General features: G+C 71.8%; 20 protein-coding genes. 11 read left to right on the forward strand and 9 right to left on the reverse strand.

Annotated elements, in window-relative coordinates; all coding sequences use genetic code 11:
* Together V9G19_RS25175 and V9G19_RS25180 are read left to right on the forward strand one after the other, a co-directional pair.
* The coding region (locus V9G19_RS25175; RefSeq protein WP_462288132.1) for an NAD(P)/FAD-dependent oxidoreductase at positions 1-593 on the forward strand (593 nt) is incomplete at its 5' end.
* Between the two features lie 76 nt (positions 594-669).
* Entirely contained in the window at positions 670-1,143 is a 474-nt protein-coding gene (locus V9G19_RS25180) for a hypothetical protein (RefSeq protein ID WP_462288133.1), read from the forward strand.
* 9 nt (positions 1,144-1,152) lie between these two features.
* On the opposite strand, the gene V9G19_RS25185 is transcribed toward V9G19_RS25180, so the two are convergent.
* The 3 genes from V9G19_RS25185 to V9G19_RS25195 form a co-directional block, all read right to left on the reverse strand.
* Complete coding sequence (locus V9G19_RS25185) at positions 1,153-2,334, reverse strand: acetate/propionate family kinase (protein WP_462288134.1); 1,182 nt, start codon at positions 2,332-2,334, stop codon at positions 1,153-1,155.
* Complete coding sequence (gene pta / locus V9G19_RS25190; RefSeq protein ID WP_462288135.1) at positions 2,331-4,397, reverse strand: phosphate acetyltransferase; 2,067 nt, start codon at positions 4,395-4,397, stop codon at positions 2,331-2,333. The genes V9G19_RS25185 and pta overlap by 4 nt, the downstream gene beginning before the upstream one ends.
* A 95-nt stretch (positions 4,398-4,492) precedes the next feature.
* Complete coding sequence (locus V9G19_RS25195) at positions 4,493-4,726, reverse strand: hypothetical protein (RefSeq protein ID WP_462288136.1); 234 nt, start codon at positions 4,724-4,726, stop codon at positions 4,493-4,495.
* A gap of 81 nt (positions 4,727-4,807) precedes the next feature.
* Here V9G19_RS25195 and V9G19_RS25200 point away from each other — a divergent pair, with 81 nt between their 5' ends.
* The 3 genes from V9G19_RS25200 to V9G19_RS25210 all read left to right on the forward strand — a co-directional run bounded on the left by V9G19_RS25200 (position 4,808) and on the right by V9G19_RS25210 (position 7,719).
* A complete protein-coding gene (locus tag V9G19_RS25200; RefSeq protein ID WP_462288137.1) occupies positions 4,808-5,707 on the forward strand; it encodes a LysR family transcriptional regulator in 900 nt (299 codons plus the stop codon).
* A 149-nt stretch (positions 5,708-5,856) separates the two neighbouring features.
* A complete protein-coding gene (locus V9G19_RS25205) occupies positions 5,857-6,639 on the forward strand; it encodes a ParA family protein (RefSeq protein ID WP_462288138.1) in 783 nt (260 codons plus the stop codon).
* Positions 6,640-6,669: 30 nt separating this feature from the next.
* Positions 6,670-7,719 carry an NAD(P)-dependent alcohol dehydrogenase gene (locus tag V9G19_RS25210; RefSeq protein WP_462288139.1) on the forward strand — a complete coding sequence of 350 codons (1,050 nt, stop codon included), beginning with the start codon at positions 6,670-6,672 and terminating at the stop codon, positions 7,717-7,719.
* A 303-nt stretch (positions 7,720-8,022) separates the two neighbouring features.
* On the opposite strand, the gene V9G19_RS25215 is transcribed toward V9G19_RS25210, so the two are convergent.
* Complete coding sequence (locus V9G19_RS25215) at positions 8,023-9,498, reverse strand: DEAD/DEAH box helicase (RefSeq protein WP_462288140.1); 1,476 nt, start codon at positions 9,496-9,498, stop codon at positions 8,023-8,025.
* A 208-nt stretch (positions 9,499-9,706) separates the two neighbouring features.
* Between V9G19_RS25215 and V9G19_RS25220 the strand changes: the two genes are divergently transcribed.
* Positions 9,707-10,384 (forward strand): ferritin-like fold-containing protein, encoded by a 678-nt coding sequence (locus V9G19_RS25220; protein WP_462288141.1) that lies wholly within the window; start codon positions 9,707-9,709, stop codon positions 10,382-10,384.
* Between the two features lie 73 nt (positions 10,385-10,457).
* On the opposite strand, the gene V9G19_RS25225 is transcribed toward V9G19_RS25220, so the two are convergent.
* The 3 genes from V9G19_RS25225 to V9G19_RS25235 all read right to left on the reverse strand — a co-directional run bounded on the left by V9G19_RS25225 (position 10,458) and on the right by V9G19_RS25235 (position 11,850).
* Positions 10,458-10,733, reverse strand: a complete 276-nt coding sequence (locus tag V9G19_RS25225; protein ID WP_462288142.1) for a GlsB/YeaQ/YmgE family stress response membrane protein — start codon at positions 10,731-10,733, stop codon at positions 10,458-10,460.
* Between the two features lie 157 nt (positions 10,734-10,890).
* On the reverse strand, positions 10,891-11,112 hold the full coding sequence (locus tag V9G19_RS25230) for a DUF3107 domain-containing protein (RefSeq protein WP_462288143.1): 222 nt from the start codon (positions 11,110-11,112) through the stop codon (positions 10,891-10,893).
* 99 nt (positions 11,113-11,211) lie between these two features.
* The gene (locus V9G19_RS25235; RefSeq protein ID WP_462288144.1) at positions 11,212-11,850 is read right to left on the reverse strand and encodes a TetR/AcrR family transcriptional regulator; all 639 of its coding nucleotides are present in this window, start codon (positions 11,848-11,850) and stop codon (positions 11,212-11,214) included.
* A gap of 54 nt (positions 11,851-11,904) precedes the next feature.
* Between V9G19_RS25235 and moeB the strand changes: the two genes are divergently transcribed.
* From moeB to V9G19_RS25250, 3 genes are all read left to right on the forward strand, one after another.
* Entirely contained in the window at positions 11,905-13,038 is a 1,134-nt protein-coding gene (gene moeB / locus V9G19_RS25240; RefSeq protein WP_462288145.1) for a molybdopterin-synthase adenylyltransferase MoeB, read from the forward strand.
* 151 nt (positions 13,039-13,189) lie between these two features.
* Positions 13,190-16,303: an ATP-dependent helicase gene (locus V9G19_RS25245; protein WP_462288146.1), complete on the forward strand. Its 3,114-nt coding sequence runs from the start codon at positions 13,190-13,192 to the stop codon at positions 16,301-16,303.
* Positions 16,300-19,644 (forward strand): ATP-dependent helicase, encoded by a 3,345-nt coding sequence (locus V9G19_RS25250; protein WP_462288147.1) that lies wholly within the window; start codon positions 16,300-16,302, stop codon positions 19,642-19,644. The genes V9G19_RS25245 and V9G19_RS25250 overlap by 4 nt, the downstream gene beginning before the upstream one ends.
* On the opposite strand, the gene V9G19_RS25255 is transcribed toward V9G19_RS25250, so the two are convergent.
* Together V9G19_RS25255 and V9G19_RS25260 are read right to left on the reverse strand one after the other, a co-directional pair.
* Complete coding sequence (locus V9G19_RS25255) at positions 19,616-20,677, reverse strand: phosphotransferase (protein WP_462288148.1); 1,062 nt, start codon at positions 20,675-20,677, stop codon at positions 19,616-19,618. The two genes, V9G19_RS25250 and V9G19_RS25255, sit on opposite strands and share 29 nt — an antisense overlap.
* Positions 20,678-20,755: 78 nt before the next feature.
* On the reverse strand, positions 20,756-21,019 hold the full coding sequence (locus V9G19_RS25260; protein ID WP_462288149.1) for a mycoredoxin: 264 nt from the start codon (positions 21,017-21,019) through the stop codon (positions 20,756-20,758).
* An 84-nt stretch (positions 21,020-21,103) separates the two neighbouring features.
* Between V9G19_RS25260 and V9G19_RS25265 the strand changes: the two genes are divergently transcribed.
* Both V9G19_RS25265 and V9G19_RS25270 read left to right on the forward strand, forming a co-directional pair.
* Positions 21,104-23,236, forward strand: a complete 2,133-nt coding sequence (locus V9G19_RS25265; protein ID WP_462288150.1) for an ATP-dependent DNA helicase UvrD2 — start codon at positions 21,104-21,106, stop codon at positions 23,234-23,236.
* Between the two features lie 131 nt (positions 23,237-23,367).
* Entirely contained in the window at positions 23,368-23,523 is a 156-nt protein-coding gene (locus V9G19_RS25270; RefSeq protein ID WP_462288151.1) for a hypothetical protein, read from the forward strand.
* Positions 23,524-23,527: the final 4 nt, after the last annotated feature.

Here is a 23,527-nt window from a genome sequence, read left to right on the forward strand (position 1 = left end):
TGCATCCCGGCTGCGTGGCCGTCGAGGCCCTCCTGCCCGGCGCCATGGCCGGACTGCAGGCCGCCGGAGCGGCATACGGACCGGCCTCCTCGCGGCTCGTCATCCACCTCGGCGGCGGCCCGATCGACCTGCGCACCACCGACCTCGCCGTGCTCGCCCTCGGACGGGAAGCGCTGGAGGGTGAGCTGCGCCGCCAGACGCAGACGCTCCCGGGGATCACCTTCCACTGGCGCACGTCGGTGCTCGATGTCCGCCTCGACGGTGGGCGGCGCGTCGTGGGGGTGCGGGCAACCTCGCTCGATGACGGGCAGATCGCCGATCTCGAGGCCGATCTCGTCGTGGACGCCTCCGGGCGGACCTCGCATATCGTCGACACACTGGCGGGCTACGGCATCCCCGCGCCACCCGTCGACCGGGTCCGCGTCGACGGGTGGTATGTCACCCGCCGCTTCACCCTCTCGCCCGGGCGGGCGAGGCCGGAAGCGCTGGGGGAGTTGGCAACGATCATCCAGACCACTCCCGGCGTCCTGCGGCGGACGGCGGTGCTGTGCCGGGTCGATTCCCGCACCTGGTCGGTGTCGATGGCCGGCTGACGGCGGCGAGCGGGCGCCGGCCGAACTCCCCGGGTTTCGCGACTTCGCGCAGGAGCTGTCGGGGCCGATCGTGCCCGTGCTCGCCGACCTGGTCCCGGACGGAGACCCGGTCGTCTTCCGCCTGCCCAACCTCGTGCGTCGCCGCTTCGATCGGCTCGACGATCCTCCGGCAGGCCTCGTGGTCGTCGGTGATGCCGTCTGCACCGTCGACGCGGCAGGTGGCATCGGGATGTCGCTGGCCGCCGTGCAGGCGCTTGCTCTCCGGGAGGCCCTGGAAGCGGTGCCGCTCCGGAAGGTCCCCCGGGAGGCCTACCGGCGCAGCGCCGGGACACTCGACCTGGCCTGGCGGGGTGCGCTCAGCCGGCATGTCCCGGCGACGGGGGACGGCGTCGTCATCGATCGCCACGTGCGCCAGGTGTTGGCGGCGGCCGAGCATGACCCCGTGCTCGGGTTGGCGTTCTCCCGCGTGGCTCACCTGCAAGCCGAGCCACACACCTTGCTCGCCCCGCCGCTCGCCCAGCGAGCGCTGGCGGCAGCCCCGTCCGCGTGACCCGCCCGGTCAGCGCCCGACGAGCGCGACCGACTCGCGGGCGATCTGCAACTCCTCGTTGGTCGGGACGACGTATGCCGCCACGCGCGACTGCGGGGCACTGAGCAGGCCTTCGCCCCGCGCTGCGGCGTTGGCCGACTCGTCGAGGACAACGCCGAGCACCCCGAGCGAGCCGAGGACCCGGGCGCGCAACAGCGGGCTGTGCTCGCCGATCCCCCCGGTGAAGGCGATCGCGTCCAGCCGGCCCATGACCGCGGCATACGCCCCAACGTATTTGATCAGCCGGTGGGTGACCACATCGATCGCGGCAGCGGCGGCGGCGTCACCGGCTTCCGCCCGCTCGGCGACGGTGCGGAAGTCGTTGACCCCGGTCAGGCCCTTGAGGCCGCTGTCCTTGTTCAGAGTCCGGTCGAGGTCCGCGGCCGCCATTCCCGTGGTGCGGGCCAGATGGAAGGGGATGGCCGGGTCGAGGTCACCGCAGCGGGTGCCCATGACCAGGCCCTCCAGCGGCGTCATCCCCATCGAGGTCTCGACGCTCTGCCCGTCCAGGACCGCGCAGGCGCTGCAGCCGTTGCCGAGGTGCAGGACGACGATCGCGATGTCGCTGCGCCCGACCAGGTCGGCAACCCGGCCGGAGACGTATTCGTGGGAGGTGCCGTGGAAGCCGTAGCGGCGCACGTCGTAGCGCTCCTGCCACTCCCGGGGAACGGCGTACGTATAGGCCGCCGGCGGCAGCGTGCGGTGGAAGGCGGTGTCGAAGATCGCGACGTGGGGAATGTCCGGGAAGTGCGCCATCGCGGCGCGGATCCCGACGATATTGGCCGGATTGTGCAGCGGCGCCAGCGGAGTCAGCTCCTCCAGGGTCGCCAGCACCTCGTCGTCGATGCGCGTGGCTTCGCGAAAGCGCGTGCCGCCGTGGACCACCCGATGCCCGACCGCCACCGGCGGGTTGGCGGCGAGGTCGGGGCCGTGCTCGGCGAAGGCGGCGTCGAGCTCGGCAAATGCGGCGCTCGCATCCGGGATCGGCTTTTCGAGGTCGAAGCTCGACTCCCCGACGGTATGCCGCAGCCGCCCGTTCGGCTCGCCGATCTGCTCGATCAGGCCCTTGGCCGCGACCGCTCCGCTGTCGGCGTCGACGAACTGGTACTTCAGCGAGGACGACCCGGCGTTGACGACCAGAACCATGCTCATCGGGCAGCTCCTGCCTGGATCGCGGTGATCGCGATCGTGTTGACGATGTCGCGCACGAGCGCGCCGCGGGAGAGGTCGTTGACCGGCCGGCGCAGACCCTGCAGCACCGGTCCGATCGCCAGCGCCCCGGCGGAGCGTTGGACGGCCTTGTAGGTGTTGTTTCCGGTGTTCAGATCGGGGAAGACGAGGACGGTCGCCCGGCCGGCGACGGGAGAGCCCTTCAGCTTCGAGGCGGCGACATCGGGGTCGACCGCGGCGTCATACTGAATCGGTCCCTCGACGGGCAGCTCCGGTGCGCGCTGGCGCACGAGTTCGGTTGCGGCCCGGACCTTTTCGACGTCGGCGCCGGATCCGGAACTGCCCGTCGAATAGGACAGCATCGCCACGCGGGGCTCGACCCCGAATTGGCGGGCGGTGAGCGCGGACGAGATCGCGATATCGGCCAGTTGCGGCGCGGTCGGCTCGGGGTTGACCGCGCAGTCGCCATAGACGAGTACGCGATCGGCCAGGCACATCAGGAAGACACTGCTGACGATCGAGACATCGGGCATCGTCTTGATGACTTCCAATGCCGGCCGGATCGTGTGCGCGGTCGTATGCGCCGCGCCGGAGACCATCCCGTCGGCCTCGCCGAGCAGGACCATCATCGTCCCGAAGTAGGAGACGTCCTGCACTCGGTCGCGGGCCATGTCCATCGTGACGCCCTTGGCCGCGCGCAGCCGGGCATATTCGGCGGCGAAGCGCTCGACGTGCTCGGGATCGCTCGGTGAGATCAGCTGGGCCCGCTCGAGGTCGAGCCCCAAGGTTCCCGCGCGTTGGCGGATCGCGTCGGGGTCGCCGAGAATCGTCAGCCGGGCCGCGTCCCGGTGCAGGATGCGGTCGGCCGCATCGAGGATCCGGTCGTCGCTGCCCTCGGGAAGGACAATATGGGCGCCGACTGCGCGCGCCTCGGTGAATAGCTGCTGCTCGAACATCAGCGGAGTGACGGCACCGGGCGTCGATGCGCCCAACCGCTCCAGCAGTGCCGGGGCGTCGACGTGCTCGGCGAAGGACTGCTCCACCGCCTCGATCTTGCGGGTCTGGTCGGGGCGCAGGTCGCCGCGGACGCCGACCAGGGCCGAGGCGGTGGCCATCGTCCCGCCGGCGCAACCGATCACCGGCAACTCGGGGCGGATGCCCTCGATAAGGCGCCTGATCTGCTCCGGCAACTCGAACCCGCCGTTGAGGAAGAGCGCGGCCGGGCTGGGAAAGGTCATCGAGGCATGGGCGAGCAGCACGGCCAGCACGATGTCCTCGCGGTCGCCCGGAGTGATGACCGCTCCGCCCCCGATCAGTCGATCCAGGACGTGGGGCATGGTCATCGCCGCGACGACCAGCCCGAGGCAGGTGTCGGCCAGGCGAGAACGGTCGCCGAAGAGCAGCCGGCCGTCGACCGCGTCGAGGAGTTCGCCCACGGTGGGGGCGCGAACGAACGGGATGTCCGGCACGGCATACGCCGGCAGCTGCGGATCGGCCGCCGCGATGGCAGCGGACGCGCTCGGGAGGTCGCCCGTCACGCGGTTGGCGATGACGGCCAGCACGCGGGCATGATGAGCCCGGGCATCGGCGATCGACACCCGGGCAGCGGTGGTGATCTCGTCCGGTGCTTTTCCGTCACCGGAGATGACGAGCACCATGGGCGCATCGAGGTTGGCAGCGATCTCGGCGTTGAAACTGAACTCCGTCGGTGACGGCACGCCGCCGAAGTCCGAGCCGACGATCACCATCGTGTCCCGTTCGGCGCTGGCCGCGTGGAACCGAGCGACGATCTCTTCCAGGGCTGCCGCCGGATCGCGGTGCACGGCAGCCTCGCTCACCCCGAGGGCAACGGGCTGCGCCATCGGCGGCGCGAGGCGCGAGTTAAGCAGCGCCAGCACGGGGTCGGGTTCATCGAGGTCGGCGACGACGGGCCGGAAGACGCCGACCCGGCCGGCTTGGCGAGCGAGCGCACCCACCATACCGAGGGCGATTGCGGATCTGCCGGTTTGCTGCTCGCAGGCAGCGATGTAGACGCGGCTGGCCATGCCTGAAGCCTAGCCACACCGAGCCAGTGGGGTGCCTAGGCGGGGTCCTCGCGAAGTATCGGAGCGACGTAGGAGCGGAGAACTTCGTGGGGTGCCTAGGCGCTGAGCGCGGTCTGGCGGTAGGTGTCGACCAAGTGGGAGCCGAGGACCGCGCGCACCAGCTCGGCGTCCGGGCCGTCCTCATGCTCCAGCACCGCCAGCAGGTCTTCGATCTCAGCGGGATGGATGTATGGGGCGAGCTCGCGTTCGATCTCCCGGCGGTGGGCCCGCACCTGGCGGCGCTCGCGCAGCTCGTCGAGCAGGCCATTCCAGGTGTGCTTCGTCCTCATAGCCACAAGTATCCTCGGAGTTCAACCAATGCGTCCAATATCGCTATTGCATGTTACCCATTAGTTCCTATCATGGATCCCGTGGAGACGGATGTGTTGCGCTGGTTCCAGCTCGTCGCCGACGGCGTCACCGTGACCGAGGTCGCCGAGACGTATGCCGTCAGTCAGCCGGGCGTCTCGCGAGCCCTCGCCCGGCTCGAGCACGACGTGGGGACCCCGCTCCTGCACCGGTCCGGCCGCGTGCTGCGCCTGACCCACGCCGGCGTCGTCTTCAAACGGCACGTCGACGCCCTGGTCAACGACCTCGACGACGGGCTGTTCGCGATCGAGCAGTTGCTCGACCCCGAAGGCGGGCTGGTCAACCTGGTCTTCCCGCTCAGCCTGGGCACGTGGTTTGTCCCGGAACAGATCCGCGCCTTCCGGCGCCACCGTCCCCGAGTCCAGTTCACGCTGTCGCGCACACCTCCCGGTGAGCCGGGCATCGCCTCCCGCTTGCTGGAGCGCCAGGCGGTCGACCTCGAGGTGACCACGCACCTGCTCGCCGGACAGGGGGTGAACTGGCGCCGCGTGGCCGTCGAGCCGCTGCTGCTGGCCGTCCCGCTCGACCACCCCCTCGCCGCGCGCGAGCAGGTCGCGCTGGCCGAGGTCTACAGCGATCCGTTCGTCATCCGCCGGCCACCCTCGGGGATGCGCGATCTCGTGCTCCGGCTGTGTCAAGCCGCCGGGTTCGAGCCCGAAATCGCCTACGAGGTCGAAGACCAGCCCACCGTGCGTGGATTTGTCGGCGCCGGCCTCGGCGTTGCCGTCGTACCCGCGCTCGGGCGCTCCGCGCCGATCGTGCTCGGGCCGGTCCGCCTGATCCCGCTGACCGACCCGGGAGCCCAACGGGACATCGGGTTGGCCTGGCTCGCCGACCGGCGACTGCTGCCGGCGGCGGCCGCCTTCCGCGACTTCGTGCTCGACACGAGCCGATTTCGCTGAGGCACCCGCGGGCTTTCCGCCGGGGAGCGCCGACCGCGCGCTGGCCTGCGTGTCTGGCGGGCGCGCCCGGGCCTGGCTTGGCAGACTGGGGGTTGATCACCCCCTCCGCCCGGCTCGCGTCGAGCGGCGCTCCCGAAAGGCAACCGCCCGTGCCCCCACGCTCGCGCACCAAGGGCGCCGTCGTCCTCGCCGTCGCCAATCAAAAGGGCGGGGTCGCCAAGACGACGACCGTCGCCTCTCTCGGCGCCGCCTTTGCCGAGCTGGGCAAACGTGTCCTGCTCGTCGACCTCGACCCGCAGGCGTGTCTGACGTTCAGCCTCGGCGTCGACCCAGAGAGCGTCGAGGCCTCGATGCACGATGTGTTGACCGGCGCGGCCGAATTCGGCGACATCCTGCTGGAGTGCGCCGACGGCGTCGATCTGGCACCGAGTTCGATCGAGCTCGCCGGCACCGAGGCGGTGTTGCTCGCCCGTCCGGGCCGGGAGTTCATCCTCGCCGGGCTGTTCGCCGACCACGCGGCGGACTACGACATCATCCTGCTCGACTGCTCGCCGAGCCTGGGTGTGCTGACGCTCGGAGCCTTGACCGCGGCATCCGGGCTGATCATCCCGATGCCGTGTGAAATGCTCGGCCACCGCGGGGTCGGACAGCTGCTCGACACCGTCCGCGATGTCAAGAAGCTGTTGAACAAGAAGCTAAAGATCATCGGCGTGCTCCCGACGATGTATGACGGGCGTAGCGCCCATCAGCAAGAAGTGCTCGCCGACGTCGGGCAGCGCTACGGGTTGCCCGTGCTCGCCCCGCCGATCCCACGGACGGTCCGCTTCGCCGAGGCGCCGGCGGTGGGCCGCTCGATCCTGGAGACCGCGCGGCGGAGCAAAGGCGCGGCGGCCTACCGCGCCGTCGCGAAGGAGATCCTGGCCCGCACCTGACGCGGCAGCCCGCGACATAGGCTGGGCCGTATGCCGACCACGACGCCCGCATTGATCCTCGATTCCGCCGGTGCCCCCTTCCGTCAAGGCACGATCGAGCGGCGCGACCTGCGCCCCGACGATGTTCGCATCGACATTGCCTTCGCGGGGATCTGCCACAGCGATATCCACACGGTGCGGGAGGAATGGGGGCCGTGCCAGTTCCCGATCGTCACCGGCCACGAGATCGCGGGAGTGGTCAGCGAGGTCGGCTCCGAGGTCGTCAACTACCAGGTCGGGGACCGGGTCGGGGTCGGCTGCCTCGTCGACTCCTGCGGCGAATGCGAATACTGCGTCAAGGGCAACGAGAACTTCTGCACCAAGGGTGCCGTCGGCACCTACGCCTCGGTCAACTATGACGGCGAGATTGCCCAGGGCGGCTATAGCCAGCAGATCGTCGTCTCGGAGCGTTTCGTGGTCCGCATCCCGCAGGCGATCCCGTTGGATGTCGCCGCGCCGCTGCTGTGCGCCGGGATCACGACCTATACGCCGCTCAAGCGGTGGGGCGCCGGTCCGGGCCGATCCGTTGCCGTCGTCGGGATGGGTGGGTTGGGGCACATGGGCGTCAAGATCGCCGCGGCCATGGGCGCCGATGTCACGGTGATCTCCCAGACGATGTCCAAAGAGGCCGACGGCCGGGCCTACGGTGCGATCGACTACCGCGCCACCGAGAACCCGCAGGTGTTCGAGGAGTTGCGGCACGCCTTCGACCTCGTCTTGTGCACGGTCAGCGCCGATCTCCCGCTGGACGCCTACCTGGGCATGGTCAAGCCGTTCGGGTCGCTGGTGCTCGTCGGGCTGCCGGAGAAGCCGCAAACGGTGGAGGCGTTCTCCCTCATCCTCGGTGACAAGGTGCTGACCGGCTCCAATATCGGCGGGATCCCCGGCACTCAGGAGATGCTCGACTTCTGCGCCGAGCACCAGATCGGCGCGACCGTCGAGCGGATCGGCGCCGACGAGGTGGGCGCCGCCTACGACAAGGTGGTGGCCTCGAAGGTCCGCTACCGCTTCGTCATCGACTCCGCAACGATCAAACCCTGATTCGAAGAGTTCGGTGAGTGGCGTGGTTTGGCGGCTGGGCGGGGGTGAATGGAGTCGTGACGCGATGCCCGCCCAGCGCGTCATTGCGCCTGTGGGTGAGTTGGGATGGCCCCCTCAGCGGCGCCCTCGTCGAAGTCACGCGGTTTCGCCGAGATCACCCGATTCCTCCGAGATCACCTGATTAATCGGGTGATCTCGGAGGGACACCCCAACTTCGGCCAGTGCCGAGCCCCCGCCGCAGTGAGACCAGCGCGAGTCGCCGTGAACTGCGCGAGTCGCCGTGAACTGCGCGACTCGTCGAACTCAGTCGGTCCCAGCCACCGGTTCGCCGCCGGAAACCGGTTCGCCGCGGCGGGTGCGTCGGCGGGTGCGGGATCGGCGCGGCGCCCGGGCCGCCTCCGCCTCGCCCGGCTGATCGCCGCCTCCACGGCGGGTGCCGGCCACCGGGCGGCTCGCGCCCCGGCCGCCGCGGGAGCGGGAGCGGGTGCGGCCGCTCGCTCCCTCGAGGTCCTCGATCTCCTCGGCGTCCAGCCCGGCTCGCGTGCGCGCGGCGCGGGGCAGCCGGCCGGTGGCTTCGCGCGGGATGTCGAGTTCGGCATACAAATGCTCGGAGGAGGAATAGGTCTCCTCCGGCTCGGGAATGCCCAGGTCGAGGGCCTTGTTGATCAGTGCCCACCGGGGCAGGTCGTCCCAGTCGACGAAGGTGACCGCGATTCCGGTGTTGCCCGCCCGGCCGGTGCGGCCGGTGCGGTGTAGGTAGACCTTCTCGTCCTCTGGGCACTGGAAGTTCACCACGTGGGTGACATGCTCGACGTCGATGCCGCGCGCCGCGACGTCGGTGGCGACCAAGACGTCGACCTTGCCATTGCGGAAGGCCCGCAGCGCCTGCTCGCGCGCGCCCTGACCGAGGTCGCCGTGGATCGCGGCGGCGGCGAAGCCGCGCGCGGACAGTTCGTCGGCGACCTTGGCGGCGGTCCGCTTGGTGCGGCTGAACACGATCGTCAGCCCACGCTCGCGGGCCTGCAGGATGCGGGAAAGCATCTCGGTCTTGTCGAGCGCGTGTGCCCGGTAGACGAACTGTTCGATGGCCTTGACCGTCGAGCCGCTGTCACCCTCCTCGTGCATCGCCCGGATGTGTGTCGGCTGGGTCATATAGCGCCGCGCGAGCGTGACGACGGCGCCGGGCATCGTTGCGGAGAAGAGCATGGTCTGGCGACCAGCGGGCGTGAGCGCCAGCAGCTTCTCGACGTCGGGCAAGAAGCCGAGGTCGAGCATCTCGTCGGCCTCGTCGAGGACGACGGTGCGCGCGTGCGCGAGGCGGAGATGGCCCTGGGCGGACAGGTCGAGCAGCCGGCCCGGGGTGCCGACGACGATCTCGACCCCTCGGCGCAGCGCCTCGATCTGCGGCTCGTAGGCCCGCCCGCCATAGACGGTGAGGATCCGCACGCCGCGGCGGCGTCCGGCGCGCTCGAGATCGGCGGTGACCTGGACGGCCAGCTCGCGGGTCGGGGCCACGGCCAGGGCTTGGGGGGCGCCGGGGGCGGGCAAGGCGGCATACGCGGGATCGGCGGGGGCGGCAACGCGCTGCAGAATGGGGATGCCGAAGCCGAGCGTCTTGCCGGTTCCGGTCTTGGCCTGGCCGATGATGTCGTGCCCGGACAGGGCGACCGGCAAGGTCATCGCCTGGATCGGGAAGGGGGTCGTGATGCCGCCGTCCGCGAGGGCGGCGACGATATCGGGATGCACGCCGAAGTCGGCGAAGGTGGCAGGGTCGGTCATAGCGTCTCTCGATCGGTGGCCGCAGGCGCGTGCGCCGCGGCCGTGCTGTGGCGGAGCCGATCGGAGATGAGCGGGGTGCGGGTGATCCCGCGCCCGGCACGCGGGGCGTGCCTTGTGAGGAATGCTGCGCAGCGCAGCGACGTCGTGCCGACCGGGCACCGTGGTCGGGCACAGTCTACAGTGATCGCGCCGGTTAGGCTGACTCATCGTGACCGAGCGCCTTGCCCTTCCCGGATATCGGGCCGCGATTGTCGACCTGCTCGGCCTGCTCGCGCTGGGGCAATTGTCTGGGTTCACCCGGTTGGCCGCCGACGCGGAGCTGGCTCCGTGCGTGGTGCTGCAGGCGCGGATGGCGGGGTTGGCGGTCACCGAGTTCGGCCACTACCGGCGGCTCGAGAGCGCGCTCACCGGCCTGGACGCCGAGCCCGAGTGCGCGATGGCGCCCTTCCGGAGCACCTTCGAGCTTTTCCACGCACGAACCCGGCCGAGCACCTGGCTTGAAGGCGTTATCAAGGCCTATGTCGGCGACGCGATCGCCACCGACTTCTACCGCGAGGTCGCCGGGTATGTGGACCCACCGATTCGCGCGCTGATCGAACAAACCCTGGCCGACGAGGGCCGTTCCGACTTCCTCGTCCAGGTTGCCCGGGAGGCGATGGTGACCGATCCCGGGGTGAGCGGGCGGCTGGCGCTGTGGGCGCGCCGGCTGGTCGGTGAGGCGCTGACCCAGGCCCAGACGGTTGCCGTGGAGCGCGACTCTCTCGCCGAGCTGTTGGCCGGCAGGTATGGCGGCCCGGGTGCCGACCTCGCCGAGCTTGCCCGGATGTTCCAGCGGCTGACCGACGCGCACATTGCCCGGATGGCTCGCCTCGGCCTCTCGGCATAGTCCCAAGGCAAGCCCACGGGACGCGAAACGGCCGGCCCTCACCGGGCCGGCCGTTTCGGTAAAGCGCGCCGGATCAGCGGATTTGCTTGCGCCCGCCGACCATGTTGCCGTAGAGCACGATCAGGCCGGCGGCGACGATGATGCTGAGGATCCACTGGATCCAGGCGGGGCCGCCGTCGTTGTCGTAGTTGAACAGGTTGACGGTGACGAGGGTCGTCAGGACCGAGGCGACGATGCCGATCACAATCGTCATCGGGATGCTGATGCCCTGCTTGCCGGGAAGGAGGAGGCGCCCGAGCGCGCCGACGATGAGGCCGACGACGATGGCGCCGATGATGGCGGTAAGCACGTTGGTGGGTTCCTTTCTCGAGCCCGATGCGGGCTTGGGTGCCAAGTCGGCAGGTGTGCAGGTCGGCCGGGTTTCGGTCGCTTGCTACGGGTTAAACCTTGACACGTTCCGCGCTATTTCCGGGCGATAGCCGCCCGCTAATCCCAGCGTGTCGCGATCAGGCCCCGAAACCGACGCGCGCCTTGGCGCTCTCCCCGATATCGACATAACCGAGCGCGCCCGCGGGGATGATAACAACCCGGCCCTTGGCGTCCTCCAAGCGCAGCGGGGTGTTCTCCGCGATGGCTTTGGTCACCGCCTCTTCGACCTGCAGGCTGGTCTGCTCGGAATCGATACTGACCTCGCGGGCGACATTGGCGATGCCGATTTTCAGTTCCATGCCTTCTCTGCCTTTCGGGTGGTGGGATGCGGTGGCCGCGCGTGGGCGGCATACAGCGCGGGCAACAAGGTGCGGGCAGCGCGCATTCCGGCGTTGGGTTCACTCGGGCGGCGTGGCGGGCCTAGCGGGGTAGCCGCCCACGCCCTTCCACGCGAGTTGGCCGATCACGCGGATGGCATCGGCCCGGGACAGCGCAGGATCACTCAGCCAGGCACGCGCCGAGATCTGGGACAGGCCAGTCAGCCCCTGAGCGGCCATCCGGGCGACGGGCAGCGGCATGCCGGTGTCGATCACGATGCGCTGGGCGATGGCGTTGGCGCACTCCGCCTGGCACCACTGCAGCCGTTCGCGGACGGCGGCAACCTCGCTCAAGTCGGACTCGAAGACCAGCCGGTAGGCCGCGTCGTCCCGGTCGACGAAGTCGAAGTAGGCGGTGATGCTGGCAAAGGTGCGCTCGCGGTGGTCTTCGGTGCTGTCCAGGGCGGCACGGACCAAGTCGACCAGGGTGGCCGTATGCTGATCCACCAGCGCGAGATAGAGCTCCAGCTTGCCCGGGAAGTGCTGATAGAGAACGGGTTTGGAGACCCCGGCGCGCTCGGCAATGTCCTCCATGCCGGATGCGTGATAGCCCTTCTCGACGAAGACCTCCTGCGCGGCCCGCAACAACTGCGCCCGGCGCTGCAACCGTGGCAGCCGCTGCCCGCGACCGGGCTCGCGCACTGGCGCGCTCGTCGGCATGTCCTGGACTCCTTCTCGTGTCCCCACATCCTACGCGTGGGTAGCCTGGCGGGCATGGACGTGCCGCCGATCGGGGAGCCCGCGCTGTGCCTGGAGGCTGCCGAGCGACGCCGGTATGCCCGTCAGATTATGCTCGTGGGGTTCGGGGAGGAGGGCCAACGTCGCCTCGCGGGTGCGCGTGCTCTGGTCATCGGGGCCGGCGGGCTCGGCTCGGTCACGGCGACCTATCTGGCGGCCGCCGGTGTCGGGACGATCGGCCTGGTCGATGACGACGTCGTCGACGAATCCAATCTGCACCGGCAGGTGATTCACGCGACCGGCGATTTGGGTCGGCGCAAGGTCGACTCGGCCGCCGAGCGGCTAGATGCGATCAACCCGCTCGTTCGGGTCGAGAGGCACGCCGAGCGAATCGGGCCGGATAACGCGCTGCGGCTGGTCACGGCATACGACCTCGTCGTCGACGGCGCCGACAATTTTGCGACCCGCTATGTCGTCGCCGATGCGTGCGTCCTGGCCGGGCGGCCGCACGTGTGGGGCTCGATCCTGCGGTTTGACGGCCAGGTCAGCGTGTGGTGGCCGCCGCACGGACCGTGCTATCGGTGCGTCTTCCCGGCGCCGCCCGCGGCCGGGAGCGTGTTGTCCTGCGCCGAGGCGGGCGTGCTGCCGTCGCTGTGCGCGACCGTCGGCGCGGCCTGCTCGACCGAGGCGCTCAAGCTGATCGCCGGGATCGGACGGCCCCTGCTGGGTCGGCTGCTGCTCCACGACGCGCTCGAGGGTTCGTATGCCGAACTCCCGGTCCGCCGCAACCCGGCGTGCGCGCTCTGCGGTCCGGCGGCGACGATCTCCTCGCCCGGTCAGGATGTGGCACCGCTCGCCGTCCCCGCGGGCCGGCTCGACCCAGCCGGGCTGACCCGCGAATTGGACGGCGAACGTGCGGTCGTGCTCATCGACGTGCGCGAGCCCCACGAGTGGGCCACCGGGATGATCCCGGGGGCCCGCGGCATACCCCTGGGGCAGTTGGCTGCGGTAGCCGATCTGCCGACCGAGCAACGGATCGTCCTGTATTGCGCGGGCGGTGTCCGCTCCGCAGCCGGTGTCGAGACCTTGGTGGAGCGCGGCTTCGCCGACGTCACCGACCTCGCCGGCGGGATGGCCGCCTGGCGGTCCGCGGGCAGACCGGTGGCATAGCCAAAGCCGCTGCGTGCGGGGAGGCGATCGTTTGCCAGCGGGGGTGTCCTGCAATTGGTGAGGTATGCGGCACCTCGTGCAGGTCGCCCAGGCGCACTGGCGGGGAAGAGCCGCGGCAGCGGTTGTCGGTGCGCGGTGATGGAATCGTCCGGTGACTGTGGATGCCGCTCAAGCCGCCGCCCTCGCCCACCGCGGGCCGCTGCTGCGCGTCCTCGGCGGGCCGGGGACGGGCAAGACCCGGCTGGCGGTCGAGTTCGTCGCCCAGCGGGTGGCCGATGGGAGCCTTAGCGCCGAGCAGTGCCTGCTGCTCGCTGCCAGCCGGCGCTCGGCGGCGCGGCTGCGCGACGCCGTGACCGCGCGAGTCGGCGCCACGACCCGAGAGCCGCTGGCGCGCACGCTCGCGTCCTTCGGTTTCGGCCTCGTGCGGCGCGCCGCGGTCGCCGCCGACCGGCCGACCCCTCGCCTGCTGACCGGGCCGGAGCAGGATGTCGTGCTCCGGGAGCTGCTCGCCGGGCACCTCGAGGAGCCCGCCGGGGCCCCGCGCTGGCCCGACGACATGGCCGCGGCGCTGACCACACGCGGCTTTCGTGCCGAGTTGCGCGACCTGCTCATGCGGGCGGTCGAGCATGGCGTGGATCCAGCCGCCCTGGCCGCGCTCGGCAGTGCGCAGCGGCGCCCGGAGTGGCTGGCCGCAGCCCACGTCTTCGAGGAGTATGACCAGGTCACCGCCTTGTCGCGACCGGGTGCCTTCGACCCCGCGTGGATCGTCACGGGTGCGGCCGACGCGCTCGAGGACGAACCCGGCCTGATCGACGGGCTGCGAGCCGAGGTCCGGCTGGTCGTCGTCGACGACGCCCAAGAGGTCGGCGCGGCCGGAGCCCGGTTGCTCCGGCTGCTGGCCCAGGCGGGCATCGAGATGGTCCTGCTCGGCGACCCCGACTGCGCGGTGCAGACCTTCCGCGGCGCCGACCCCCGTTTCCTGGGGGACGGGTGGCGGACCCTCGGCGACGGCGCGACCGTGCGCCTGACCAGCGGCCACCGACTGCCGGCCGTGCTCGCCGGCGTGGCCGCGCGGGTGGTTCCCCTCATTGGCGCCGCCGCGGGCATCGCCCACCGGGGCGCGCCCGCGACCCGGCCCGGAGGCGCTGTCGGCGTGCACCTGTTCCGGTCCGCTGCCGCCGAAGCCGGCTTCATCGCCGACGCGTTCCGCCGCGCCCACCTGCTCAAGGGCCAACCCTGGAACGAGATGGCGGTCATCGTGCGCGGGCGTGGCCGAGCCGCGGCCGTGCGCCGAGTGCTCACCTGCGCCCACGTGCCGGTCGCCGACGATGCGGCCGAGCTGCCCGTGGCCGGGGAAGAGGCGGTGCGGCCGCTGTTGACCCTGCTTCGGGCCGCCTTCGAGCGTGTCGCGGCACGCGCGGGGGCGGGCCAGGGCGCGCTTGCCGCCGATCCCGACGCCGGCTGGGTGCTCGACCCCCCCACCACGGTGGACCTGCTCACCTCGCCGTATGCCGGCTGCGACGCGGTGACGCTGCGGCGCCTACGCCGCGGGTTGCGGCGCGACGCGCTCACGGCCGGCGCCGCCCCGCCCGCCGACCACCTGCTGGCCGCCGCCATCGCCCAGCCCGGCCGGTTGCTCCCGTTGGGGGCGGAGGCCGACGGTGCTCGCCGGCTCGGGCGGATGCTCGAGGCGGCCACGACGCTGGTCGAGCAGCATCCCGATGCCGGGCCCGAGGACGTGTTGTGGGAGTTGTGGTCCAGCGCCGGGCTCGCCGAGACCTGGCGCGCGCGGGCTCTGACGGGCGGACGCGCCGGGGCCCGCGCCGACCGTGACCTCGACGCGGTGATCGGCCTCTTTGCCGCCGCTGCCGACTTCACTGACCGGCTGCCCGGTATTGGTGCCAAGGCCTTCTGGGAGCATCTCGCCGCCCAGGATCTCGCGGCCGACTCCATCGCCGCCCGCAGCCCCGCCGACCAGCGCGTCCAGGTCCTGACGCCGCACGCCGCCGCCGGTCGCGAATGGCGCCTGGTTGCGGTGGCGGGTGTTCAGGAAGGCAGTTGGCCGGACCTGCGGCTGCGCGGGTCCCTGCTGGGTTCGGAGCATCTCGTCGATGTGCTGCACGGCCGGGAGCGCTCGATTCCGGCGGCCCAGGCCGCCGTGCGGCACGATGAGGCCAGGCTCTTCCATGTCGCGGTCACCCGGGCGAGCGAGCGGCTGCTGGTCAGCGCCGTCCGCAGCGAGGACGAGCAGCCGTCCCCCTATCTGGAGATCATCGACCCGCGCCCCGAGGGACAGCCCCGCCCATTCACCGAGGTCGACCGCCCGCTGACCCTCGTCGGCACGGTCGCCGGGCTGCGCCGCGCCGCGGCCACACCGGGCGCCGAGTTCGCCGGCCCGGCCGCGACCCTCGCCGTGCTCGCCAACGCCGGAGTCCGGGGCGCCGACCCCGGGGCGTGGTGGGCGATGCGGGCGGCCAGCGGCACGGCCGATCGGGTCCCCGAGGGCCAAACCGTGCGCGTATCCCCGTCCGGGCTGGTCGACTTCGAACGCTGCCAGCTGCGCTGGTTGTTGAGCCGTCTCGGCGGTGAGGGCCCAAGCGTGGGCTCGGCGGCGCTGGGGACGCTCATTCACGAGGTGATCGCGGGGGGCGATGCCGACGCCGACGAGCTGAGCGCCCGACTCGACGGGCAGTGGTCTCGCCTGGGTCTCGGCCAGGCCTGGACCGGGCGCGCCCGGCGCGCCGACGCCGACGCCATGGTGCGGCGCGCGGCGGCCTACTTCGCCGCCGCCGAGCGCGACGGGTGGCGGCGGGTCGGTGCCGAGCTGCAGCTGCGCCTGGCTCTCGGGCGTGCCGAGATCATCGGCACCGTTGATCGGCTCGAGACCGATGCCCAGGGCGCGGTGCGCGTGGTCGACTTCAAGACCGGCCGCTCCAAACCCAAGGGAGCCGAGGTGGCACGCCATCCGCAGCTGGGCTGCTACCAGGCGGCGGTGTCGGCCGGCGCCTTCGGCCCGGCCCCGAGCGCTGGCGCCGCCCTCGTCCATGTGGGCAAGGCGGGTGGCACGGGAACCGGGCGCAGCTCGGTCCAGGTGCAGCCGCCGCTCGAGCGTGACGAGGATCCCGAGTGGGCCGGGCAGATGGTGGCCGCGGCGGCCTCGGCGATGGCCGGCTCCCGCGTCACGGCGTGCGCCGGCGACTGGTGTCGCACCTGCGTGGTGCGCACGAGCTGTCCGGTCGTGCCCGAAGGGGTGATGCTCGCGTGAGCACTGACCCGCACGCACCGGTGACCGCACGCCAGATCGCGGCGGCCGTGGGCAGCCCGCCACCCACCGATGAGCAGGCCCGGATCATCGAGCATCCGCCCCAGCCGCTGCTCGTCGTGGCCGGCGCCGGCTCCGGCAAGACCGAGACGATGGCTGCCCGGGTGGTCTGGCTGGTCGCCAATGGGCACATCGCCCCCGATCGCGTGCTCGGGCTGACCTTCACCCGCAAGGCCGCGGCCGAGCTCTCGGCGCGCGTGTCGGCGCGGCTGGCGGCCCTGCGGGGCGCCGGTCTACTCCCAGCGGACCCCGATGGTGACCCGCTGACGCTGACCCCGACCGTGAGCACCTACCACGCGTATGCCGCGCGCCTCGTTCGCGAGCACGCCCTCCGCGCCGGGCGCGAACCGGAGACCCGGCTGCTGTCCGAGGCGGCCGCCTGGCAGTTCGCCAATGAGGTGGTAGCGGCATACGACGGGCCGCTGGAGGAGGCCGGCCGGGCCGAATCCACGATCACCAACGCGATCGTCGACCTGGCGGCCGAAATGGCCGAACACCTGGTGACGCCCGCGATGCTCGCCGAGTGGCTCGATGCGATCGAGGACCGCCTCGCCGAGATCGAATCCCGCGGGCGCCGGCTGCTCGCCGACAGCGCGGCAATGCGGGCCGACCTGCGCGGGCGGCGCCTGCTCGTGCCGGTGTTGCAGGCCTACGACCGCCTCAAACAAGGCCGCGGGGCGATGGACTTCGCCGACCAAATGTCGTTGGCCGCCGGGCTGGCAGGGCGCTTCCCCGTCATCGGCCAGATCGAGCGGGAGCGTTATGGAGCGGTGCTGCTCGATGAGTTCCAGGACACCTCGCATGCGCAGCTGGAGTTGCTGAGCGCCCTCTTCGCCGACGGTGGGCAGGGCGACAATGGGCCCTGCGTCAGACACTGCGTCACCGCGGTCGGCGACCCCCACCAGTCGATCTATGCCTGGCGGGGCGCCAGCGCGGCGACGCTCGCGCGGTTTCCGGGGGCCTTCGGCGCCCGACCGGAGGATGTGTGTCCGCTGTCGACGTCGTGGCGCAATGCCGCCGACGTGCTTCGGGTCGCCAACGCGGTGGCAAGTCCGCTGCGGGCGGCGGCGCAGGTGCCGGTTGCCCCGCTGACGCCCGCACCCGGGGCGCCCGAGGGGCGGGTCGAGGCCGCGCGACTGCTCACCGTGGAAGAGGAGGCGACGGCGGTCGCCACCTGGATCGCGGCGGCCCGCGCCGGCGGCGCCGCCAGCGCCGCGGTGCTGTGCCGCAAGCGTAGCCAGTTCGGGCCGATTATCGAGGCGCTCGCCGCGGCCGGGCTGCCCTACGAAGTCGTCGGGCTCGGCGGGCTGCTGATGACCCCGGAGGTGCAAGACATTGTGGCGCTACTCAGCGTCGCCCACGACGCGGCGCGTGGAGACCGGCTGATGCGGCTGCTCACCGGGCCGCTGGTCCGCCTCGGCGTCGCCGATCTCGACCGCTTCCACGCGTGGGCGCGGCGCACCCAAACACCCGCCGACCGTCGCGGCCCGGGGTCACGCGACAGCGATCTGTCCGACGCGGCGGCCGACCGGGTCAGCCTGGTGGAGGCGCTCGTGATGCTCGACGGCCTCGATGACGGGGAACGCGCAGCGAGCGGCGTGAGCGACACCGGCCTGGCGCGGCTGCGTGAGTTGGCCGCCGCGCTCGCTCACTTGCGTCGACACAGCGGGCTTAGCCTGCCCGAGGTCGTCGACGAGGCCGAGCGCGCGCTCGGCCTGGACATCGAGATCCTCTCCCGGCCGCACTTCCAGCCCGCCGCCGCCCGCGCGCACCTGGACGCCTTCGCCGATGTGGCCGCGAGCTTTGCCAACTCGAGCGACCGGCCCACGCTCGGTGGCTTCCTCGCCTGGCTCGATGCCGCGCTGGAGGAAGAGCGTGGGCTCGACCGCGGCCAGGTCGAGATCGCGCCCGACGCGGTCCACGTCCTGACCGTCCACGCCGCCAAGGGCTTGGAGTGGGACGCCGTGGCGATTCCCGGGCTGGTCGAGGCGAGTTTCCCGGCGCACACGAGCACGATTTCGACCTGGGCCGAGCAGCCCGAGGCCGAGCAGCCCGAGGCCGAGCAGCCCGAGGCCGAGCGGTCGGGGCCCGAGCAACTCGGGGCCTGGCGGGTCGGCGAGCCCAACGATGGCGCCTGGACCAAGGGGGTGGCCGCGCTGCCGTACGACCTGCGTGGCGATCGGGACTCGCTGCCCACCTTCGACTGGCGCTCGGCGCCCGATGCCAAGGAACTCGATCAGCGCCGCAAGGCATTCCGCGCGGCCGCGGGCCGGCGGGCGATCGAGGAGGAGCGCCGGCTCGCCTACGTCGCCTTCACCCGGGCTCGCCACCGGATGCTGTTGACCGCCCCGGTGTGGGGCACGCAGAGTTCGCCACGGGTGGTCTCGCGATTCCTCACCGAGGTCCTCGCTGCCTGCCAGGCGGGGGTCCACGTGCGCAGCTGGTGCGACGACCCTAAGCCCGGCAGCACCAACCCCCGGTTGGCCACGCCCCTGAGTGCCCTCTGGCCGATCGTGCACGAAGTGCCTGCGGGTGTTGCTCGGGCGGCCGCCACAGTCGAGGTGGCCCGGCGATCGCTCGCGGAGGACCCAGGCGCGGCCGAGGGCGCGTTGGACCCCGCGATCCGCGTGCTGCTGGCCGAGCGGCACGCGCGCGCTGCAGCCGGGCAAGTCCCGCTCTCACCGGCCCTGCACCGGTCGGCGGCCGACCTGGTTGCGTTGGCCAGCGACGCCCGCGCTTTCGTCGACACCGTGCGTCGCCCGATGCCACGCGCCCCGTCGCCCGCGACCCGGCGGGGGAGCGACTTCCACGCCTGGGTGGAGCGCCACTTCCGGCGGGCCGCCCTGCTCGAGCCCGACGATCTGCCGGGCAGCGCCGATCCCGCTCGAGGTGGGCAGGCCGAATTGGACGAGATGATCAAGCGCTTCACGACCAGTCCGTGGGCCGACCGCGAACCGCTCGAGGTCGAGCTGAGCCTCGAGACCGTCATCGACGCGACCGCGGTCCGGGGCCGGATCGACGCGGTCTTCCCGCGCGGCGACGGGGGAGTGGTCATCGTGGACTGGAAGAGCGGCCGTCCACCGGCCCGCGCCGATCAGGCCCGTTCCCGGGCGGTCCAGCTGGCCGCCTACCGCCTCGCCTACGCCCGGCTGCGGGGCCTGGACCCACACCGCGATGTCGACGCCGCCTTCTACTATGCGAGCACCGGCGAGACGGTCTATCCGGTCCTCGCCGATGAAGCCGACCTCGCCGGTCTCATCCGCCTGGGTCAGAATCTCGGGTGACGTCCGGTGACGGTGCTGAGGAGGCAGTCGCTGCCGGCACACCGGCCCCCGCCGCCGGCACGTCCGCCGCCGTCGCGCCCGCGGGCCGGGGTGGAGCCGACCGGCTCGGCACCAGATCCTGGCCGCCGACATCGTCGGCGAGCATCTCCAGCCAGCGCATGGCCTGCCTGACCCGATCGGGATAGCCGGCGGCCAGGGCATCGAAGAGATTGGTGACATAGCCCAACTCCCCGACCAGCTGCGCCCGCGTCAACAGATGCCGATCGGGGCGGCTGGCGCGGGCATGAGCATAGGCGCGCGCCAGCTCGGTCGCCGTGTCGGGGACACAGTCGCGCACGATCGCCGCGAAGTCGTCGGCCGGATCGGCGACCTTGGCCCGGCGCCAGCCGGTGATCCCGCGGATCACCGGCTGCTCGTCAACCACCTCAACGAGCAGGTGCCGCCCGTCAATGGCGCCGTGCACGGGGGTCGGCGCGAACTGCCAGATCGCGACATTCTCCAGCGCCTGCTCCCACCGCGAGAGCAAGGTCGCCGGGACCCGACCACTCGCGGCGGCCCGGTCGAGATCCGACAGGTGCCGCTGGCGATACTCATCGGCGGTATAGGACTCCAGCCCGGCGCTGTCGAACAGGCCGGGGTCGAGGTTGTGGATCATCGCCAGGGTCTTGCCGGTCGCGACCGTCAGCTCATCGTCGGCGCCCAATTCCTCGAGGTTGATCCCGCTGCCGGGGATCTCCTGGTGGACCAGCGCCCGCCCGCCCTCGGGCAGGGGGACGGTGCCGCGCACCACGGGCATGCCGATCGGCAGTCGCCGGCTGAGCACGGTGACGACCGCGGCCGCGGCATCGAGTTCCGCGGCGCCGGCCGGGGACGTCGGCGCGCGAACGACCCAGCGCCGCTGTTGGCTGTCCTCGACAACGGCCGCGTCATAGGGGGCGGCATTCGCGGTGCCCATCACGGCGACCGCCACCGGGTCGAGTCCGGGCACGGCCGCGCTCGCGAGGGCCGCAAGCTGGAGGGGGCTTCGCGTCACGGATCTCACCGTATGCTGCGTGCCCACCCGCGTGCATCCCGCCTCGCCGGGCACGACCCGAGGGTCACCGCGCGCCGCTCACGACGCCAGCCGGGCCAGAACCTCCCCGAGAGCGGGGTTGGTCGCCGTCGTCCCATCGGGGAAGAGCACCGTCGGGACCGTCTGATCGCCTCCATTTGCCGACATCACGAAGTCGGCGGCGTCGGGGTCTTCCTCGATGTTGACCTCGGTGTAGCCGACGCCCTCGCGCTCCAGCTGCGCCTTCAACCGCCGGCAGTAGCCGCACCAGGTGGTCGAGAACATCGTCACGCTTCCGGCCTCGGGGGCGGTGGGTGCGGGCATGGGGCGGGCTCCTTGGTTCGGCGGTTCCGGGCGAGCAGGGGACTCGGGGAGGTGAACGTCGGTGGCAGCGCGTACCTTCCCGGTATGACCAGCGCGCCCCCCGAGGACCCGGACGCCATCCTCGCGCGCCTGGACCCGGAGCAGCGCGAGGTAGCTGCGCACCCGCTCGGGCCGATGTGCATCCTCGCCGGCGCGGGCACCGGCAAGACCCGGGCGATCACCCACCGGATCGCGTTCGGCGTGCGCTCGGGCGCCTACGCCGCGCCGCGAGTGCTGGCGCTCACCTTCACGGCCAGGGCGGCGGGTGAGATGCGGACCAGGCTGCGCGAGCTGGGCGTCGTCGGCGTTCAGGCGCGCACCTTCCATGCCGCCGCGTTGCGTCAACTGCACTACTTCTGGCCGCGGGCCATCGGCGGAGCAGCCCCCGACGTCATGCCGCACAAGATTGCCGCCGTCGCCGAGGCGGCCGCCCGGCTGCGGCTGCGCTTCGAGCGGCCGGAGCTGCGTGATCTCGCCGCCGAGATCGAGTGGGCCAAGGTCAGCCTTGTCACCGCCGAGGCCTACCCGCAGGCCGCAGCCCGGGCTCAGCGGATTCCGCCCGGGGTGGACGCGACCGCGATGGCGCGCCTGATGGCGGCATACGAGGAGGTCAAAGCCGCCCGTGGGGTGATCGACTTCGAGGATGTGCTGTTGCTGACCCTGGGAATCCTGCGCGACCGAGGCGACATCGCGGCCGCGGTGCGCGAGCAGTACCGGCATTTTGTCGTCGATGAGTACCAGGACGTCAACGGTCTCCAGCAGGCGTTGCTGGCGGCCTGGCTCGGCGACCGGGAGGAGGTGTGCGTCGTCGGTGACCCCGCTCAGACGATCTATTCCTTCGCCGGCGCCTCGGCCGAGCACCTGCGCGGATTCGCCCGGGCGCACCCGGGCTGCCGGCAGGTCACGCTCGCGCGCAACTACCGCTCCAGCCCGCAGATTCTCGCCCTCGCCAATGCGGTCGCGAGCATGCCCGGCGGGGCCCGTCGCTGGGGTGGGCAACCGCTGATCGCCCAGAGCGAGCCCGGTCCCGACCCGGCCACCCACGTCTTCCCCGACGACCCCGCCGAGGCGGCGGGGATCGCCGAACTCATCGAGCGTCTGCGCGATTCGGGGACACCGGCCAGCCAGATCGCCGTGCTCTTCCGCACCAACGCCCAAAGCGAGGCGATCGAGGCGGCGCTGGCCGAGCGGGGCATCCCCTATCTGGTCCGCGGCGGCGAGCGGTTCTTTGCGCGCCGCGAGGTCAAGCAGGCGATCGCCTTGCTGCGCGGCAGCGCCCGCGCCGACGACGGCTCGAGCGCGCTCCCGGAGCTGGTGCGCGATGTGCTGACCAGCGCCGGCTGGAGCCGCGAGCCGCCCGCCACATCCGGGGCCGCGCGGGAGCGCTGGGAGTCCCTGGACGCCCTGGCCGTGCTCGCCGACCAGTTCGCTGCCGCCACGCCGGCGGCCCGGCTGCCCGAGTTGATCCGCGAGCTGGACGAACGGGCCGCGGCGCAGCACGCGCCCAGCGTCGAGGGGGTCACGCTCGCCTCGCTGCACGCCGCCAAGGGCTTGGAATGGGATGCGGTGGTCATCGCCGGCGTGTCCGACGGCTACCTCCCGATCGCGATGGCTGAACTAGGCGCCCAGATCGAGGAGGAACGCCGCCTGTTCTATGTCGGGCTGACCCGGGCGCGCCGTCAGCTCCACCTGACCTGGGCGCAGGCCAGGAGCCCCGGCGGGCGGCCCACGCGGCGACCATCCCGCTTCCTCGACGCCACCGTGGGCGGGAGGGGGCCGGCCACGCCGGCCGCCGGCGGGGCCGCGGCCGGCAAGACCGCGCGCTCCCGCCAGCCCAAGGTCGCCCGGTGCCGCACGTGTGCTGCGCCGCTGCTGAGCGCCGCCGAGCGGACCACGCGGCGGTGCGGGAACTGCCCGGCGACCTATGACGAGGCGACCTTCGCCGCGCTGCGTAGCTGGCGGGCCGCGATCGCCAAGGCGAGTGGCGTGCCCGCCTATGTCGTCTTCACCGACGCCACGCTGACCGCCATCGCCGAGCAAACCCCCTCGACCGACGCCGAGATGATCGCCATTCCCGGTGTGGGACAACGCAAATTGGCGATGTATGGCGCGCATGTGCGCGCCGTGCTGGCGGGCGAGGACCCCGCCGAAGTCGCCGTTCGTGAACCCGCGCCCTGAACTTTTTTCAACTTTTCCGGCGCTTTCTCGTTAATTCGCTGGCGAGCCCGCCGGCAACCCCTTAGTCTGAAGCCCACGCCCGCCGCGCACCCCGTGCCGAGCGCCCGACAGCAGCAAAGGAGGCACCGACCGTGAGCATCATCTCGATGATCCCCACCCAGGCCCTCGCTGCGTTGACGCCTGCCCGCGTGCGGGCCGCCCACGCCTACGTGGGCTGCGCCTTCGCCGAAGGCGTCGTCCCGTCCGCATGGGGGAAGTCCGCCACCTCGCCTGGAAGTCCCGGATGAGCTG

The organism is Nostocoides sp., from assembly GCF_037045025.1.
GTDB lineage: Bacteria > Actinomycetota > Actinomycetes > Actinomycetales > Dermatophilaceae > Nostocoides_A.